Genomic DNA, 16,985 nt, shown 5'->3' with positions numbered 1-16,985 from the left:
ACAGGGCAGGGGACTCAAGACTGGGAGAGGGTGGCCACACGCCGCTCGGCGATACGCTCAACGGTTTGCATATGCTCTGTGCCCCATTGGCACAGCGCGCCCAACGCAGTTGCCAAGGATCGCCCGAACGGTGTCAGCGAGTACTCGACCTTGGGCGGTATTTCCTGGAAATCCACCCGGAAAATGATCTCGTCACGCTCCAATTCCTTGAGTTGCTGGATTAGCACCTTATCGGTCACGCCGCCAATCGCGCGCCTTAATTCCCCATATCGATGAACATTTTGCGCCAAGTTGAACAGCACCAGCGGCTTCCATTTACCGCCAATCACCGCCAGGGCGGCCTCGAGCCCGCAATTGAATGAGTGGTTGGCCATGATCCAGAGGACTCCGCATAGGGTACTTACTTAAAGGTGCATACTATTCAAAAGAATAGCGCAGATCTACAGTTGGGCCTCAACCTCATTCATCGGAGTTCACCATGAGCAGGCTCAACGGAAAAATCGCAGTCATTACCGGCGGCAACAGCGGCATCGGCCTGGCAACTGCCATTCGCTTTGCGGCGGAAGGCGCACAAGTCGTCATTGTAGGACGTCGACAAGAGGAACTGGACAAGGCGCTGCAACTGATAGGTCCTGAAGCCATCGCCATACAAGGCGACATTTCAAAACTGGACGACCTTGATCGCGTGTTCACCCAAGTCAAAGCAGCCAAAGGCCGGGTCGACGTGCTGTTCGCCAACGCGGGCCTGGGGGATTTTCAACCGATCGGCTCGATCACCGAGGAATCGTTTGACCGTACCTTCGGCATCAACGTCAAAGGCACGCTGTTCACCGTACAAAAAGCCTTGCCACTGATGAGCGCCGGCAGCTCGGTGATCCTCACGGGTTCGACCACAGGCACCATGGGCACACCAGCATTCAGCGTGTACAGCGCTACGAAAGCGGCGCTGCGTAACTTTGCCAGGAGCTGGGCGCTGGATCTGAAAGGTACGGGCATTCGTGTCAACGTACTCTCACCAGGGCCGATCTCGACACCGGGTCTGGACCTGGCGCTTTCAGGTACTGGACAGAAAGACGCAATCATCGACGACATGACCGCGCAGGTTCCATTGAGCCGTATTGGCAAGCCCGAGGAAGTTGCAGCGGCAGCGTTGTTCCTGGCATCGGATGAAAGCAGCTTCATGACCGGCAGTGAGATGTTTGTCGATGGTGGCTTTGCTCAGGTTTGAGTGAGATAGGGGTTTTGCCTGTTGAAATGTGATGGGCACTGCCCCTGATTGCGCATTACGATATTACGCATAATGTATATTATGTTAAACGACAGGTCATGTCATAGATGTTCATGAGCTGTCTAAGCCACTGATTCGACAAATCCGTTTCTGACGTCCACTCTTTCAACGGGCCATGTCCTTCGTGTTCATGGCGAGTCATTCAATGTGGTGGCTGCTGATGAAGCTGATTCAGTGCCGTTTCTCTTCAGGTCAGCGTGTTCCGCTGCTCGTGCACGCTGGTAACGCGGAGCCGTTGCCCATACTCGTTCCGTTCATCTACGTCCAACTCAGACTCAGGCACCGGGCTTACAATACGGCGGCGGCACATCTGCGCGCGATCCAGGCTTTCTATATCTATGCTAAAAGCCGTGACCTCAATATTGATGACGCCATCTTGGCCTGCCAATTCGAGTCGATTCTGGCGTTACTGGACGGCTACGCCATCTGGCTCCAAAGCGGCCGTCAAGCCGACAACCTGGTCGCCCGAATCGGCAAAGCTGAAACGGCACCTTTTCCGTATATCGATCCGCGTACTCGTGACCAGTACCTGCGTTTGCTGAAGCTATACCTGTCCTGGTGTGTCACCCGATACATCCCGCGCGCTCGTCAAAATTCAACCACCCTGGCTAACATCGAGGTTGTATTTGCAGATGTCGCCGACGTCATTGAGCGGCGCTTTGAGAGCCATATCATCAACGTTCGGCAGGACCGCGCTCGTTACCGCAGCCTGACGGATACGCAACTCCAGATCATTCGCACATTGATTCGCCCCGGCGCTACGGAGAATCCGTTCCCGGAAAGGCTGCAGCTGCGCAATTGGCTAATGATTGAATTACTACTGGAGACCGGTATGCGCCGAGGGGAGCTTCTCAAGCTCTACACCACCGATGTCAATGAGGGTTCTCAGCATGCCTATGTCAGCATCAATGACCGCGAGCATGATCCCGGCGACCCGCGCGCTGAAGAGCCTGCGCTGAAAACACACGGACGGACAGTAGGTATCTCCGCGCAGTTGTATGAGGTCTACGAGCGTTATATCCAGGGCGAGCGACGCCCCCTGCGTAATGGCAAACCAATGAAATTGCTGTACCGCTATTTGTTCATCTCTGACCGAGGTCGCCCGCTGTCGATCCGCGCGTTGTCTAACGTCCTTGATCGGCTGTTTCTGACCATTGAACTGGCTCATCCGGGGTTGTTGCCTACACTTTCCGCGCATGACTTTCGCCACACCTTTGCCGATCGGTTTTTGGCTTACCTTGTCGAGAAGCGTGGGTATGACCTCGAGCGGGCCACGGACGAACTCCGGCGAGTCTGCGGTTGGTCCGACACTTCGACGATGCCACGCCGTTATGCAAGTCGTTATCTAGCCGAGTCGGCTAACCTCCACAACGCCCAGCGTGCTTCGGCAGCCTGGAGCCGACTTGACAGTTAAGGAGGTTCGCCGTGACCAAATCAGCCGATCAAGAACACGCTTCACCCTCCTCCTCTTTTCCGACCTACGCGTTCGAGGGCCCGGCTCAGGTTGCGATTCGAACTCGCACCACTGACCAGCCACGATACGTCGATACCCGGCTGCCGGTGTGGACGTGGTACGACGGTGGACTCGCGATGAAAATCGATTGGGCTGCACTCCAATTGAATTCGGAGCTAATAGAAATAGGCAAAGGTTTTATGGCCTATGCACTTGAGAAATATGCTCCTCGAACCGCGGCAATGTTCGCAGATACCCTACGCTTTTTATCTAGTACAAATCTCGCGACCGGACTTCCTTGGGACACCCATCAACTGGTCACTGCTCTCGAGGAACTCAAAAAAAAGAGGGCAGTACTTATAGGATTTCGAAGGCTTTACCGATGGGCAATGGATAGAGGAATCAATGGCTTCGATCCAATCACCTACTTAAAAATCAAGGATGTGAAATCAGATCGAGTTGACCCGTATGCGCGAATTTTTCTCTCGCAGTCTGGTTTAGACCTCGATGAGGAAGTTCGATTGCTCAAACGCATTGAACGAGAGGTTTCACCTATCTCTTGGGAGGAGGCCCAGTTCAATATAGTACTTCATTTAGGTTTCGAACTCGCACCACGCTCGATTCAATTCCACTCGCTTGACATCGCGGATTTTGAGTTCATTGAAAGCGCTGATCATGAGAGGTACTACACCCTGTGGCTACCCATGGCCAAAAAGGTCGGCCAGCGCAGGCCTGAGCGACGGCCCCGCAAAGTCACCTCCCGACTGGGTGAAAAAATCTCACGTCACATCTCGGAAATTCAACGCCAATTTGGCAGCGACTGCGGACCATTGTTTGTCAGTCCTAATGGAAAACGTCTGTCAGTTAACGAAATCGGCATAGGCCTTAAACATGAACTGCGTGAAGCAGGGATAGACAAGCCTAACCAGGTAACTATCTTGTTGCGTCATCACCTCGGGCAAGGTTTGGCTGACCAGGGAACACCGGCAGACATGATTGCCGAACTGCTTGGCCACAACAGCACAGTAGCGGCGCGCGCTTACGTCACGGCAACTCCCAACATTGCCCGGATCAAAGAAAAAGCACTCGGCAAGAGTCCCGCCTATCAACGCATTATGCGCAGTCTCTTGACCGGGGAAGTCGTGCAACGCCGCGATACTGTTGCCGAAAGAGCGATCCGTGGCGTGATCGACACACAGTACATTGGGGACATCGGTGCATGCGCCCTCCCGGTTCATACGCACTGCCCCTACAATCCCGTCTACGCCTGCTACACCTGCAAGAAGTTTCACCCCTTTGCTGACGGCCGCCATGAGCAGGTAAAAGAGGCGCTGCAACGAGAAGCGCAACGGTTCATAGACATGGCGGAACAAGCCGGAGATCTCATTCACAACCGGCCCCTCGCCCAGCATCAGACAACCATCCTGGCGGTAAGCGCTACGATCGAGCGCTGCCGGAAACACACGGAGGATGCCGCAGATGACGCAGTCTAGGGCAACGCAGAGTCTCGAGGGCTTCATCAAACAGGAACAAGTGGTTTTTCGGTCATTACCGATTACAACCCCTTGGGAGCTAACGCTATGGTCGGTCGAGCATTGGCTGCCGCAGCGCTTAAAGCAACAGACCATAACCTTTGAAACTCACCGACAGTCGCTTGAAAAGAATGGCTATTCTGTTCCTCCTAAAGCTGCCCTCCCCTTAGATTTCCAGGATTTTTGCAAGGCATTAATCGTATATCTTCAACGCACCCGAAGCCTGAAGTTTTCGATGGTCGCGGCCTACAATATTGCCGTACGCCGGCTTTACAATCCGTTGTTTGAACGACGCGTATCCGACCCTACACAGTTGACGCGGGGTGATTTTGACCGCGTCGTAGAATTTCTCCGCGTGAGTGGCTACAAGAACCTTTACGACGCGATCTCTCATCTTCAGGTAATAGCGGATACGATCGATAAACTGCAATTAACCGAGACCGCCATCCACTTCGTACATGATGCAAAACCAGAGAAACGCCGCCACGAGTACATCTCATTGCACGATCCTGATCGTGCGGTAAAACAGCGTAAATCTGATGATAGATTGCCTTCTCGTGAGGCGATGGAAGCATACGCCCTATGTTCGAACAACCCGCTCAGTGACGGCGAAGAAATTTTGCTGCGCGTGATCGATTTATTGATTGCGACTGGACAGCGAGGTAACGAAGTAGCAGTCATCCCCTATGATTGTTGGGTCGAGAGGCCGATCAAAGGGAGCACAGGAGAGGTCGTTGTAGATGCCAATGGTAAGCCTCTGGTCGAATGCGGAATTAGGTACTTTGCGGAAAAGCAATTTCAATCCCGTGTTCATTGGTTGGCTGAAAGCGACGTTCCTTTAGCCAGGCGAGCGGTAGAGAGATTGAAGACGCTAACCGAAGAGCAGCGAGAGATTGCCGCTTGGCAAGAACTCCACCCAGGACGTATTTGGAGCTACCCTCCTCAGTCGGTGATCTCCGATGCAATGGTCTTGGATTGTCTAGGTTTTAGCGAAACAAGGAGTGCAAACAGAAATCTATACCTTTTCCTCACACGCAACGGCGTCCATCCGTTTGACAATGAGCCCGATGAGAAACGAGGAAGGTCGTTAAAGCGACGCTACGTCGCGGGGGAGATTGAAAGACTGATCGTCCCGAAGCTCCGTGGGCACGCGGTACTAACAGAAAATGTCGGGGGAGAGGCTCGTATCGTGCTTAGAACCAGCGAAACGCTTGCCATCGCTTTCGACGGGCAATTTCGTTTCGGTGGACGTGAGGCAAATGTGTTTCGTGCGGTCCCGCGTCGGGTCAGCATCGTGGATATCAATCACGCGTTAGGTGATGATGAAAAATATGCGTCCATTTTTTCGCGTCGTTTACTAACCGAATCCGATGGCACTCCGATTAGGCTAACAAGCCACCAACCCCGACACTGGCGAAACACTATTTATCATCTGACCGGCATGAGTGATGTTCAGCAAGCATTGGCCTTAGGGCGAAAACGCCTCGACCAGAATGTCTACTACCAACACACAAGCATTGAGGAAAACACTGCTGCGCATCACGAGTTCTTGGCGTTCAATAGCCATCACGAGCGCATCGATTTTCTGCATACAGGCATAAGAGATAAACGCATTCAGGGCGCGTTAACCGACAGTTACCATGCGTTGCTGTCAGATAAAGGCACGACAACTGCGGAAGCATTCCTCACCGTACACGCCACGGCGCTACACGTAACACCCTTCGGAGGTTGCATTCACGATTTCTCCCAAGCGCCCTGCCCTAAGCATCTTCAGTGCTGGAATGGCTGCTCGCATCTCCATCTGATGGGCACTCCGTCGGAGCGGGCCAACCTTGAGAAACAAGCCGAGAATTTGACGACGGCAATCACCATCATGCGCGATGCCGGCGCCGGAGAGGCAGGCAGCGACGTATGGCTGGCGGACCAGGAAGACAAGCTCAACAATTTAAATTCCGTCCTCGCACGCGATACCAGTGTAGGTGTGCAACGCGTGTTTCCCAACGGGCATCCAATGACGGTTGCGGACTCGGACAAACGGCACAGTTCAGTTTCGGATGATTAGAGGCAACCATGGCGCAACGACAAATCTTGAGGGGCGGCACCTTGGACGAGGCTATCGACGCCCTCCTCGCTCAAATGATTAGCTTAGGACTGGAGCTCGCGCCTATTTCACGCCCCGAAGTGCAGCGTCGATTGGGCCTGACGAGCCGCGCTACCCTAGTAGGTGATCGTGGGAGGCGAATTGAGTCCGCCCGTATTGCACAACTCAAAGAGAGTGGGAGAGATCCAGACGGTGCCCGCCGCCGAAGAAGCCTCGAAGAACGAATTGCTCATCTGCAGGCAGAGAATGCTGACTTGATAAAGCAGCGAGACCAGCTCTATGAAGCACTGTCGGCAATTGCGCAAAACTGTCTGCTGAAAGGATTGGATGTCGAAAACATACTGACTCCATTGCGAGGGCGGTAAGTGGCAGAAAGGCTGCCAACGCCGCTGACTGAAGCCGCGGACAGGCAAGATTTCCTAACCGCTAGCGCATCAAAGATGCCGTTAATCGTTCAAGCATGTTGGGCTCACGCTCACCGAGTTGCCTGTGTGGCAGAAAAAATGATGCGAGGACTTTGCAAATCGGATCTGCAGGACCCCAAGGCTTCAGTGTAGATATGCCCTCCCTCCAAGCTATACACATAGGCCGCCTCCTCACTGATGTCATCCACCGCCTCGCGCACCTCTAACACCCTCTCCATCTTCCACCCATCACTTCGGTTCAGATAAGCCGGTGAAACCAACTGGACATCGAGCAGCCAGATGTCTGCTCCTTGTTCATTAAGTAACTGCTCAAGCGCTGAAATGCTGGGAAGCATAACCATGCTAGTCAACACTTCACTGCCGTGTTGACGACCTACTCTGAGGTAAAACCAGGGACAATGGGTGGTCTGCTCAACGTACTGCCAGTACTGGGTAGAGTCATCACCCAGGTATGCGCCGAGGAAAATCTCTGCTGGTTTGTGAGTGATGAACATAGCGCCATCCCAAAAGTGAACACTATAGATTGTAGCCCTATAGAGCTCGCGAAGGCTTCATCGTTCCTTTTGCGAGGTCGGCAATATGGAACTGAAACAGGCTTTTGGCACGGCCCTGAAAAAGCTGAGATCGGAGAGGAAGCTTTCCCAGGAAGATTTCTCCGACGTCAGTAGTCGTACCTATCTCAGCACCCTAGAGCGCGGTCTGAAGAGCCCTACGATCGAGAAGGTAGACGAGCTAGCATCTGTAATGGACGTTCATCCGCTGACCATCCTCGTAGGCTGTTATCTGCTTCAGGACAATCCGATCACCCTCGACGAACTGTTTTCCCGAATTCGAACGGAACTGCCAAGCGAGATGCAATGAACATCTTATGGATCACGTTTCATAAGCAAAGGGGATCAACGGAAGGCTGTGGGTTGTAAGGCTTGTGCTAGTATCCAATTTGATCCGAAGATCGAGATCAGCAGCGATGAAACACCCAGTTCAGCCGGAAAGTAGCCTCTCTGAAATTTTGGAAGGTAAACAGAAACGTCGTGATGCGTTAATGCTTGCTATTAGCCTTGCGTCGCCGTCTGAGTTAGAAGCACCTGCTCAGCGTTTGAAAGAGGTGATGAAAAAACCTGCTGGATCGCGCCGTCAACGCATTCCCCCACCAGAGTTCGCGCGATAGGCGAAAGTGCGATTTCTGCCCTCTTTGAACAACAGCGCTACCGTATCGATCGTCGGTGTCCGTCCCGTAGAGTGGATTGCCAACGTTGATGACCATATCTACCGCAGTTGGTGCCAATAGCCCGCGTGCCAACTGACGGGCTCACGCTCCCTCTTGGTCGGCGCGGGTTCATGTCCGTTTAGTGTGACGGCTGACCAGTAGGCCATCGTCCCGCAAGCGTGCGAACGGGAGCAGCCAGTTCATGATTGTTTCTTGATCATAAGTACTACCACAGGAGTCGGATTCATCGAGCAATTCGAGCATCGCGCGAAATGCATAATCGACGACATGGCAGTTAGAAACAACACGCCCAGAATCGATATGATGATGAATCATTCCAATGAGCTGAGCATGATCGTCCGGTCGACCGTCTAAGCTTAAGGACGAAGCCACATATCCTGGAAAGCCACGCTTTCGAACCGCGACGATGGCGATGGCCCTGTATAGGTTTTCCACATCTTGCTGGCAAATCTCGAGCCCTGCAGCCCCGATCGAAGCAGATGTAAAGAAATACTGTAAGGCTTCTACCCCACGCAGAATATCAGTGTTCCAACGACCATGATCTAGAAGTGATGGCTCCCGAGCATCCCGTGCGACGAAGATATTATCTAGGTGCCTCGAGAACTCCTCTGCTTGTTTGGAATGCAGAAATCGCTTCCACCACGAGCCAAATTCACGCCTAAATACCCGCCGCTTTATCTCGGGAAGCAATGTTTCATTCAACCAGCGCAAAGCGAATTCACAAGGCCACCATCCTTTCGACGAAGGGGATCTGTACGTGAGATCATCTGGCGCCCATAGCAGCTTAACCCTGTTACCGGACGTTGCCCCCTCCTCTTTTAAAGCGCTAATTAAACAGTGATAGCCTGCGTCGAATTCTGCGGTAGCAGCCTGATGGCACGGCTTAAGAAACTCCGCATGGCCGTCGAATATGTGCCAAGGTGTAGAGCCATTCGTATAATCGTGCTCCTCGGTGAACCGTCCGATCTCTCTCCAAACATCTTCACGTATGGAAGCAATGACAACTCTATGCGACCCACCCCAGTCAAAAAATGGAAAATCTACAGCTGACCAATTACTTTCGATGGCCTTTAGCGCATCGCGCATAACCATGGTTAACAGATCAGATACATCGGCTAATTCTTGGACGATCTCTTCTTGGAGAGTCAGCCGGCAATTAGGTAGGTCAATCAGGTACTGGTTGGGCTCGCCTGGCATCTTTCCAACGATGAATGTGCGAGCTTTGCTCGACAGGAGCGCCCCTGCTGCAAAGAGAAAGCACTTCAGGAGCCAATCGTGGCTCACCGTAATCGTAACTCCCTTTAAATCTTCCTGGTGGAAGTCAAAAGCGGCGGATGCTTTGGAAGATATTTGGTCGGGAAGGAACACACTAACTGAGAACCATGGCCCACTATAAAACCAATGCCGGCCGCTATGACTGACTTTCCGGAACGCGTCTATGGAAAAAGACAGCGCCTCTGTCATTTGATGGCCTGAGGCTAATGTCGATCCAGCCGGTAAGTTACTGCCACCCGAAATGCTGTCGAGTAGCCTGCCCGATTTTTCAATGAACTCTCTGGCCTTCTGTGCGACTCGCTCCCTGGGATCGAAGACTGCTTTTGAGACTGCATCGAGAAACCCGCTACGCTCCATCCACAAATTGCCGAATGTCTCGACGTGCGCCCCTGGAAAAAACTTTGATAGCAGATCCGGATAAGACTGGGTTTTCTGTGTCAGATGGTGAGCCGTCCAAAGTTCACCTTCAATTCCAGACCGCTTTAAGCGTTTTTTTTCGATGTCCCAACGTCTTGCCAGAGGCTCGCCCAGGTCCTCTTGTGCCAAAATAAGCGTAAATGAGCGAGCATCTTTCTTCCACCGACCTTGAAGAAATCGCTCAATTGCCTCGGTTAGTCGTGTGGAATCGAATTTCTTCCAAGCCTTGCACTCGTAGACATTAAGCTTGTCGGTAAAGCGTTCATCATAAGCAAAAAGATCAATACCGCCCTGCTCGGCTCCATTTTTACCGAGCCTTTGACAGCCATGCAGCGATTGCTCCTTGGTCAGCAGCGACCAACAGAACTGTTCGAAAGAAGCCGCTGGCATCCTGGCGAAGTCGAGCAGAAACTCGCCTCGATGAAACACACGTTCGACTGGTTTGACCTTTGCCTCGGGGTGAAGGTGATCTGGCCACTCTTGCGGCAGTTCCTCATGGTCTTGAGAACTACCCGGCAATTTGTACGAGTGACCCTGACTTAAAAAATCCAAAATACTTTCCCGAATGCCTTTGTCCGCCAAACTCTTGGTTAGTATCTAAATATGATGGAACAAAACGCTTCCATTGATCAACGGGCGTACGTTAGATCATCACAAAACTAATAATCGACATGTAGCCGACGCGAATTCAAGTGAAAGCACTATAACTACTGTCACTTGATCTAGTGGTTGAGTACGATGGAGTGAAAGCGCATTCGGCCGTCGTACTGATCCACGCCGGTCACCTGCAGCGAGACTTCCATCGGTGGCTATCAAAACGGATGTCATAAACAAAAATCGATGAACACTCGCGGGCTGTCTCATTTTGAGGCGTCTCGTTCAGCGACAGTCCACCCGCGATGCTGGGAAACGCTATGCTCAGGCCTTCGTTGCATTCAAGCAGTGTTGCTTCGCCAGGCTGGAAAAATCGCTCAACGCTGAGTCGTATCCAGGTGACATGGGATTGTCCCCACCTGTACAGATTCCTCCCATTCCTCGTAATCCGATGTCCGCCCCCATGTGGTTAGTTTCCATGCGTAATGAGGTTGACCAGCATAGTCTGAGTCGAGGCGTTCAGCGGCTTCCCGGGTGAGGTAGGTACAACAGCCGGTGGGGCTGGGCCAATTTCTTTTGTGGGACGCCTGCCAATGCCAATACCAAAAGGCAAATTTGCCCACCACATCGCCTCGTGACCTCAATTGCGCCCCACCCTCCCCTGGCGCTAGTTCAATCTGGGGTAGTGATTCGGACGAGAACGGAACATAGGGGATACGGCCGACAAAGTCCGTCTGCAAGTACCCAACCAATGGACCAATCAGCGGTAGTAACGCCGGAACGAAGCCTAGATTCTTTGCTGCCCCCGCCGATAGCTCCGGGGAAACGAACGCCCGGAGCCCATCACGGGCCAGCGTGATGTCACCGAGCATCCCTGTATAAACCCGAAGCACACGCTGTGCTCTGACAGGCTCCGTCCCAAACACGGCAAAGGCTTCCAGCTCTACATGACGCAGGGCCGTATCGATGACAGTCATTGATAAATGCATCACGCGGCTGTCGGTGGATTTTTCTACCCGCTCCACGCACTCGCGAACTAACGACTCGGGCAGTTCAGCGGCGGAATAGATAGTACGGTGCACTCTACTCACCCATGGTGGGGCCTTTCCAGGTAGCAGTTTCAGAAACAGGGGCTCAGCGGGGAATGCTACCTGCGCATAATCTGCAGCAAGCTCGGGGGGCATAGACCAGTGCTCCACAGCGAACGCGAGAACTCGTAGATAAGCAGACCTGGCCAAATGTCCCTGCCGAGCAACAAATTGCCCGACGTTGTCGCGCTCACCGCCGACGAAGTAGCTGAAATGCCCATCGTTGTTGCTGCTAACACGATCGCCGAGGGAGCTGAACTCAAATGCCCATTGCTTGAGGAAAGGATGTCCAGATGATGCTTGAAGCTCCTCCAACTGGTGGACAAAGAAAGGCGGTATGAAAGTACCGCTAGCCAGTGCTTCTTCAGCCTTGGTTAAATTGCAACGTACAGGCATCGCCCCTGAATGACATTCTGCCCAAGACCGGGGGGCGGTTGGGTTGCCTGTTGCTATCGATATCAGCGCATCCGACGCTATGGACGGTTTCAAGATTGCGTGTTGAATTTGGACCATGAATTCAGGTTGCGGCGGAGCGAGTACAAATATGGCGAGTGCCTCTAAACATTCCGACTCCAGTTCACAGGTTGCCAACCACCTCACTATAGCGTCTCCGAACACTGCTTGAGTTTGCGGATTCAGCAGCGCTTGCGCGAGGGAATGAATGATGACCAGTTTACCCGTTGGAACGGGAAGTCCTAGGCGCGCAACCGCGATGTCGGCAATCTGTTTAGCATTCATGCGCCTGGCTCCTGCCACCATTCTGGCTGCTCTAGAGGCTGGGCACTGAACTCTTCAACAACAATGTCAATCATGGTTTCGAAAACACTCTTCGCTCGCTCTAAATCGTTTACCTCCAATAACAGGCGCACAATGCCCGCATCAGGAATGGCCCGTTCCTGAACATAAGAATTTGGAGCAGGCAGCGATGATCGCGCCAAAAATTCCTTCCAGCGCTTGGGGTAGTGCTTACCAACCAATTCCAGGCGCCTGATCGACTCTGAGTAGCCGTAGTGCCGCTCCGACCAACCGTAGCGGTACTGGTGTGCTCGGACTAGCCAGACAAACGCCGGCTTCGGGCCTTGCAGACGTAAAGCCAGATGAAAAGCCGGATCAAGTAGCTCGGTTCCGCGTGAGGTTGAGCCCCCGTCCTGTAGCAGTTGCTCAAGTGCGCGAAGAATCTCGGCACCATTACCCTTCCCATCCCAGTGCATGAGCCAATTTTGGATCAGCGTTGAACGCAGCTGGTAATCTACCTTCTTGCCAACCTCTGCTAGAAAATCCCCGAGTCGAGCGGGAGGGAAATGTTCAAAATTGGGCGCATCTGGCTGAACGAGATCTGGGGCACCACCGAGGGATGCATGGGTCTGCGCCTGCTCGTTCAATGTCTCCCCAGCTTTCAAACTAGTAGTAAGATCACGATCCCATAAGCGGACCTGTGATGGTATCACCGCCCCTTCAGTCGTTCGCGAGCGAGTCTGGAGCGCCTGAACCGTTTGCTCCCCCAAGGCAACACTGAGCGCAACAGCGCTCTCCGGCGCGCTCAGGTCGACGCGTTCGGCAAAAACCGCAAAGGTATGGTCGGCGTAATACCATTCGCCCTGCGACAGAAAGTGTCGGTAGCAGCGTACGTAAACCTCAGGCAGCAACTGCCAGAGCAAGGCGGCAAGATCACAAGGCCTTGATCCAGAATCTTCCGTCATGACATCGATCTGGTCGTAAATGGGCGCTAGCCGGCTGACTGCTTGAACGGCTGCTGCAGGGTCTCTCTTCGCAATGTCACCCACCACTTCCAGTACCACCGCCAAGCCGGGGTCCTTGCGCCAACCATAGCCGATCGCATACTCGTACGTCCGCTCAAGCAACTCATGAGCTAGCTCCCTCAGTCCATACGCGGTAGCCCAACTACACAAGTCCGCGAGCGCCGTAGCTTTTTCATTGAAGGGGCCAACGGTATGTCTGGCCGCTTGGACCTGCTCAGCGATGTAGGCATGCGCAGTTACAGCATCGAGCAAGCGGTAGTTGCACATGAGGAAATCACTTCGCCAATGCTCTAGCGCGAAGAATCCAGAAGCCTTGCAAGCGCCCCATTCTGTTGCCGGTAGATGGGGTGCTCCAGACCGTGTTCGCGTAAGCAAAAAAATGTCTGCGGTGATCAGAACCAGCGCTCTACGGACAGCTCGTAGGTCGCTCCAAGCTTCATGATCGCTGTGAGCGGGCCGCTCGCTGACAACGAGTCGGTATACCACCGAAGCGGGTGGGATTTCACCACGGGCTAATATCGCTGCTGTGGCATTGGCCGCGTTGCCCAGACTTAGCAGGATTGCAGAAAGCCATTTCTTTTCTGTCTGGACGCCTAGCCAGGACGGGGTCGGCACTCCTTTTTGCGCTAGGCCCTGGGCCACGGCTGCGAAGAACAAGAAATGCAAATAGCGGGCGAAGTCATCCTCATCGTTGCTCGTGGAGCCAATGGCTAAAGCGTCATGAGCGCTTACTTGAGGGATGCGCAGAGCTTGCTTGGGCTGGTACAACAGGGACCAACATGCCGAAAGCGGATGCTTCCTAAAACCCAGAAATTGTTGCCAATTTTGCAATTTGGCTCCGGCCCAACCGGCGACCCGCACCGCTTGGACTTCGAACACCCGCCGTAAGCGCGCAGGCATCGGAAGATTGGCGAAAACCATGATGCCTTCCAGGTCTTCAGCCCTGCTAGCGTTGGTCAGGAACCGCTCAAAAAGCTCTACCGAATTTCGATGCCGTCGCAGTAGCTTCAGGACGCTGTCCGGCTCATATCGCCCGGTGCCTGCCGCTACTTGCAGGTAGCGACTGATAGCCTCTTCGTAGTCTCGCGCTTTGAGAGTTTTGGCACGAAGCCGATCATTGATTTTGCTGCGCATCCGCTCCTGCACTTCACTAGCCCGCTCGACCTGATCTAATGACAGGTACAGGGTGGCCAACTGCTGCAGGGCAAGCAGTTTGGACTGATTGACCTGTGAGGCTAAGAGCAGTGCTGGGTAGGGATCTGGAGTCAGTTGCAGCGCGCATTCGCGCAAGGCGTCAGCGTCCTCCAACTGATAAGCAAGTCCGTTTTCAACCCGGTGTTTGAGAGCTCTCTTGCGGATCGCGATTTCGAAATAACCCGCATCGAAAGCCACCAGCTCCGCGGCTTTCAGGATACGAACGATCTGCCCGACTTCACAGGCACGCCTGAGAGCATCCAGCACCCACCCCCTGGTCGTACCGCTCAACAGGTTGTGTTGATCGCCCCGACGAGACTCGTACAACCACAACCAAGCCCAACGCAAATACTCGGGTGCAAGCTTGTCAAGCCATGCCTCCACTTTTGGCCGCAGCATCTCCACACGGCGCTGGTGATCAGGCTGTTGCGCAATGAACACGTATAAACTGCCATGAAACGCCTGCAAACCGGCGTCGACCGTAGCCAAGAGATGGCCGATTTCCGCCTCCAGGTTGACGTCCCTTAACTCAAGACAATGCTCAAGTGCTCCGGTAGGCCAGATGAAGCGATCCTCTGCTAGTAGGTGTAGGGCGTCGCGCACAGACCAAGACAACCGTTGCCACAGCGTCTGGTAGTAAACTCGTGCATCGCCCTGCGGAGCAAAGTCCACTTGTTGTAATGTTGCCAATGAGACGACGCGTCGGTCATGGGCCACTTTCATGAACATATAAGTGAGCACTAGCGGATGACCTTCGCTTAGTGCCATGAACGCTTCGGACAAAAGTGCCAGCTGTCGCTCTGTCGGATCACCGGGCGGTAATTGAAAGACGCCGGCCTCATGCTGCCCCCGGAGCCATGCAATGATCGAGGTCATTTGCATGCGAGGCAGCTCTACCCACGCGTGCGGATCAAGACCACTATGCATCCGCCGAGGCAACTGGTCCTCACTCACGCGCTGAGTGCCTAGGATGAGTGTGATTCCCTGTGGCGCGGGGAGTAACTGCTTGAAGAGTTCATTCAGCGGCCGGATTTCTTCGTCATTCTCGCGCCAAACGTGATCGAGCCCATCAACCACCACGACCAACCGCCGTCCTTGCTCTAAGCAAGCCCGACCGCACGCCTCTATCCAGTTGCGTAACTGCTCGGGCTTATCCTCCAAATGAGCGACGTCTGCAGGGAAGTCGCTCAACAGCTGGCTCATCATCGAGCGGGCAACACTCTTCAAGCTAAAACGATCAGAGGAATCTTGCAGATCGAGAAAGTAGTGATGGCGGACGACTTGCATGCCCAAGGCACGAAGCTGTTCGCAGATGTAGCTTAAAAAGGTGCTTTTGCCCTGCCCTGGAGAGCCCCATAGCACCCGTTCATTCCAGTCGCCAGACTGAATCTCGTCGATAAATTCCTTTGCAAACTGGGGGTCAGGCGGCAGATAGCCTGCCGGTACCCGGAACTCCTGGTCCAACGGTCGAGGTTGCCGCTCGGAGATAGTACTGCGCAACACTTCTAAGGTGATGCGCCCGTCAGGGGCGGGAGCATTTTTGTGAATACTCCACTCAGTGGCGCGGCGTAAGAGGGTCAGCCAGCCGAGATGGTCCGTGTGATTTCCTTCTAATGCCGATGACACCGTACCGCCCAGCGATTCACAGCCGGCGAAGCTATGGGAGAACTCGAAGTTCTCAAAGAACAGTGCGGCGCTCTCGGCGCCCCCCAAATGAGGTTCGAGTTCTTGACGAAGCCCCTCGGGTAACGATTCCCAACGTACTTTTACGTCGGCCAGATGAAGCGTAAATGCCGCGTCCGGTCGCCTATTCGTGATCAGGCGGACCGCTCCCAACCGCGCCAAGCCAACGCGAAAGAACGCACTCGACCACTTCTCCAGCAATGACCTACCGCGCTGCCCTTTGCGGGTGGTCAGCCAGCTCCATGACAGCGCATTGCTGGGGTCAAAGACATCAACAGTGAATTTAACCTGGATTAGGTCTACCCTGCCGTCGATTCGTTGAGCCACGATGTCATCTAGACCTTGAGCATCTTTCTCGTCATCTGCCTCGAATTTGACCCAGTCATAAAGTGAAGGTGTATCAAGCCAGTCACACAGTAGCTTGATCCCCACCAGTGTCTGGTACATGTACCCGCTGGCGGGTATAGCGCTACGTTTAATGCCCACGCTCATGTCGAAAAGCTCATCCTATCCATGGCTCCTGCTGAATTTGACGCTTGTCTTACAGTGTCCGGCAAACCCTAAGTGCTGGGGATAGTACGCCAAAGGGCGGCCTGCCGCGCGACAGCAGTAGCACGGGGCCCTTCATATGCATCCAATCACCTTGGCAAATTGCTTCGTGTTCCGGGGGGCACTAGGTGGTCAGAGTGAATATGTAGGCAACCGACTCCACAGCTTCCACTGTCCCCTCGCTTGGCGCCGAGCTTGTTTTGGCCCTCTGTTGCCCACCCTGGTGCAACCCTCCCCCCGCGCCCCATGGTGGCAAGCAATTGCCCGTTCGGATGGGTTTATGCACCAACGGCATCGAGGGTGATTGCTAGGATCGTAGATTTTAGCAAAGCCGCACTCAATGGTTGTCCTGGTATTAGGAAACACCATTACGGTGGCCAAGTAAGAAACAAATTCTC

General features: G+C 53.8%; 12 protein-coding genes. 7 read left to right on the top strand and 5 right to left on the bottom strand.

Going from position 1 to position 16,985, the window contains the following annotated elements:
- Positions 1 to 14 precede the first annotated feature (14 nt).
- Positions 15 to 374: a helix-turn-helix domain-containing protein gene (locus EJ576_RS10245; protein WP_126570283.1), complete on the bottom strand. Its 360-nt coding sequence runs from the start codon at positions 372 to 374 to the stop codon at positions 15 to 17.
- Positions 375 to 478: 104 nt separating this feature from the next.
- Here EJ576_RS10245 and EJ576_RS10240 point away from each other — a divergent pair, with 104 nt between their 5' ends.
- From EJ576_RS10240 to EJ576_RS10220, 5 genes are all read left to right on the top strand, one after another.
- Entirely contained in the window at positions 479 to 1,228 is a 750-nt protein-coding gene (locus EJ576_RS10240) for an SDR family NAD(P)-dependent oxidoreductase (protein ID WP_122727041.1), read from the top strand.
- A gap of 220 nt (positions 1,229 to 1,448) precedes the next feature.
- Positions 1,449 to 2,702, top strand: coding sequence for a site-specific integrase (locus EJ576_RS10235; protein WP_122742404.1), 1,254 nt, complete (start codon positions 1,449 to 1,451; stop codon positions 2,700 to 2,702).
- An 11-nt stretch (positions 2,703 to 2,713) separates the two neighbouring features.
- Entirely contained in the window at positions 2,714 to 4,234 is a 1,521-nt protein-coding gene (locus EJ576_RS10230; RefSeq protein WP_126570282.1) for a tyrosine-type recombinase/integrase, read from the top strand.
- Positions 4,221 to 6,335, top strand: a complete 2,115-nt coding sequence (locus EJ576_RS10225; RefSeq protein WP_126570367.1) for a hypothetical protein — start codon at positions 4,221 to 4,223, stop codon at positions 6,333 to 6,335. The genes EJ576_RS10230 and EJ576_RS10225 overlap by 14 nt, the downstream gene beginning before the upstream one ends.
- An 8-nt stretch (positions 6,336 to 6,343) precedes the next feature.
- Positions 6,344 to 6,739: a hypothetical protein gene (locus EJ576_RS10220; protein ID WP_126570281.1), complete on the top strand. Its 396-nt coding sequence runs from the start codon at positions 6,344 to 6,346 to the stop codon at positions 6,737 to 6,739.
- Between the two features lie 110 nt (positions 6,740 to 6,849).
- Here EJ576_RS10220 and EJ576_RS10215 read toward each other — a convergent pair whose 3' ends face one another.
- The gene (locus EJ576_RS10215) at positions 6,850 to 7,293 is read right to left on the bottom strand and encodes a hypothetical protein (RefSeq protein ID WP_126570280.1); all 444 of its coding nucleotides are present in this window, start codon (positions 7,291 to 7,293) and stop codon (positions 6,850 to 6,852) included.
- Between the two features lie 85 nt (positions 7,294 to 7,378).
- Between EJ576_RS10215 and EJ576_RS10210 the strand changes: the two genes are divergently transcribed.
- Complete coding sequence (locus EJ576_RS10210; protein ID WP_045185218.1) at positions 7,379 to 7,660, top strand: helix-turn-helix domain-containing protein; 282 nt, start codon at positions 7,379 to 7,381, stop codon at positions 7,658 to 7,660.
- 106 nt (positions 7,661 to 7,766) lie between these two features.
- Complete coding sequence (locus tag EJ576_RS10205) at positions 7,767 to 7,967, top strand: hypothetical protein (RefSeq protein WP_126570279.1); 201 nt, start codon at positions 7,767 to 7,769, stop codon at positions 7,965 to 7,967.
- Positions 7,968 to 8,135: 168 nt separating this feature from the next.
- On the opposite strand, the gene EJ576_RS10200 is transcribed toward EJ576_RS10205, so the two are convergent.
- The 3 genes from EJ576_RS10200 to EJ576_RS10190 all read right to left on the bottom strand — a co-directional run bounded on the left by EJ576_RS10200 (position 8,136) and on the right by EJ576_RS10190 (position 16,530).
- Positions 8,136 to 10,271: a hypothetical protein gene (locus tag EJ576_RS10200; RefSeq protein WP_126570278.1), complete on the bottom strand. Its 2,136-nt coding sequence runs from the start codon at positions 10,269 to 10,271 to the stop codon at positions 8,136 to 8,138.
- Positions 10,272 to 10,690: 419 nt separating this feature from the next.
- Positions 10,691 to 12,139 carry a hypothetical protein gene (locus EJ576_RS10195; RefSeq protein WP_126570277.1) on the bottom strand — a complete coding sequence of 483 codons (1,449 nt, stop codon included), beginning with the start codon at positions 12,137 to 12,139 and terminating at the stop codon, positions 10,691 to 10,693.
- Positions 12,136 to 16,530: an ATP-binding protein gene (locus EJ576_RS10190; RefSeq protein WP_126570276.1), complete on the bottom strand. Its 4,395-nt coding sequence runs from the start codon at positions 16,528 to 16,530 to the stop codon at positions 12,136 to 12,138. The genes EJ576_RS10195 and EJ576_RS10190 overlap by 4 nt, the downstream gene beginning before the upstream one ends.
- Positions 16,531 to 16,985: the final 455 nt, after the last annotated feature.

Origin of the sequence: Pseudomonas sp. C 49-2 (genome assembly GCF_003970195.1) — a bacterium.
GTDB classification, from domain to species: Bacteria; Pseudomonadota; Gammaproteobacteria; order Pseudomonadales; family Pseudomonadaceae; genus Aquipseudomonas; species Aquipseudomonas canadensis.
This window is presented reverse-complemented; position numbering and strand designations above follow the sequence as displayed.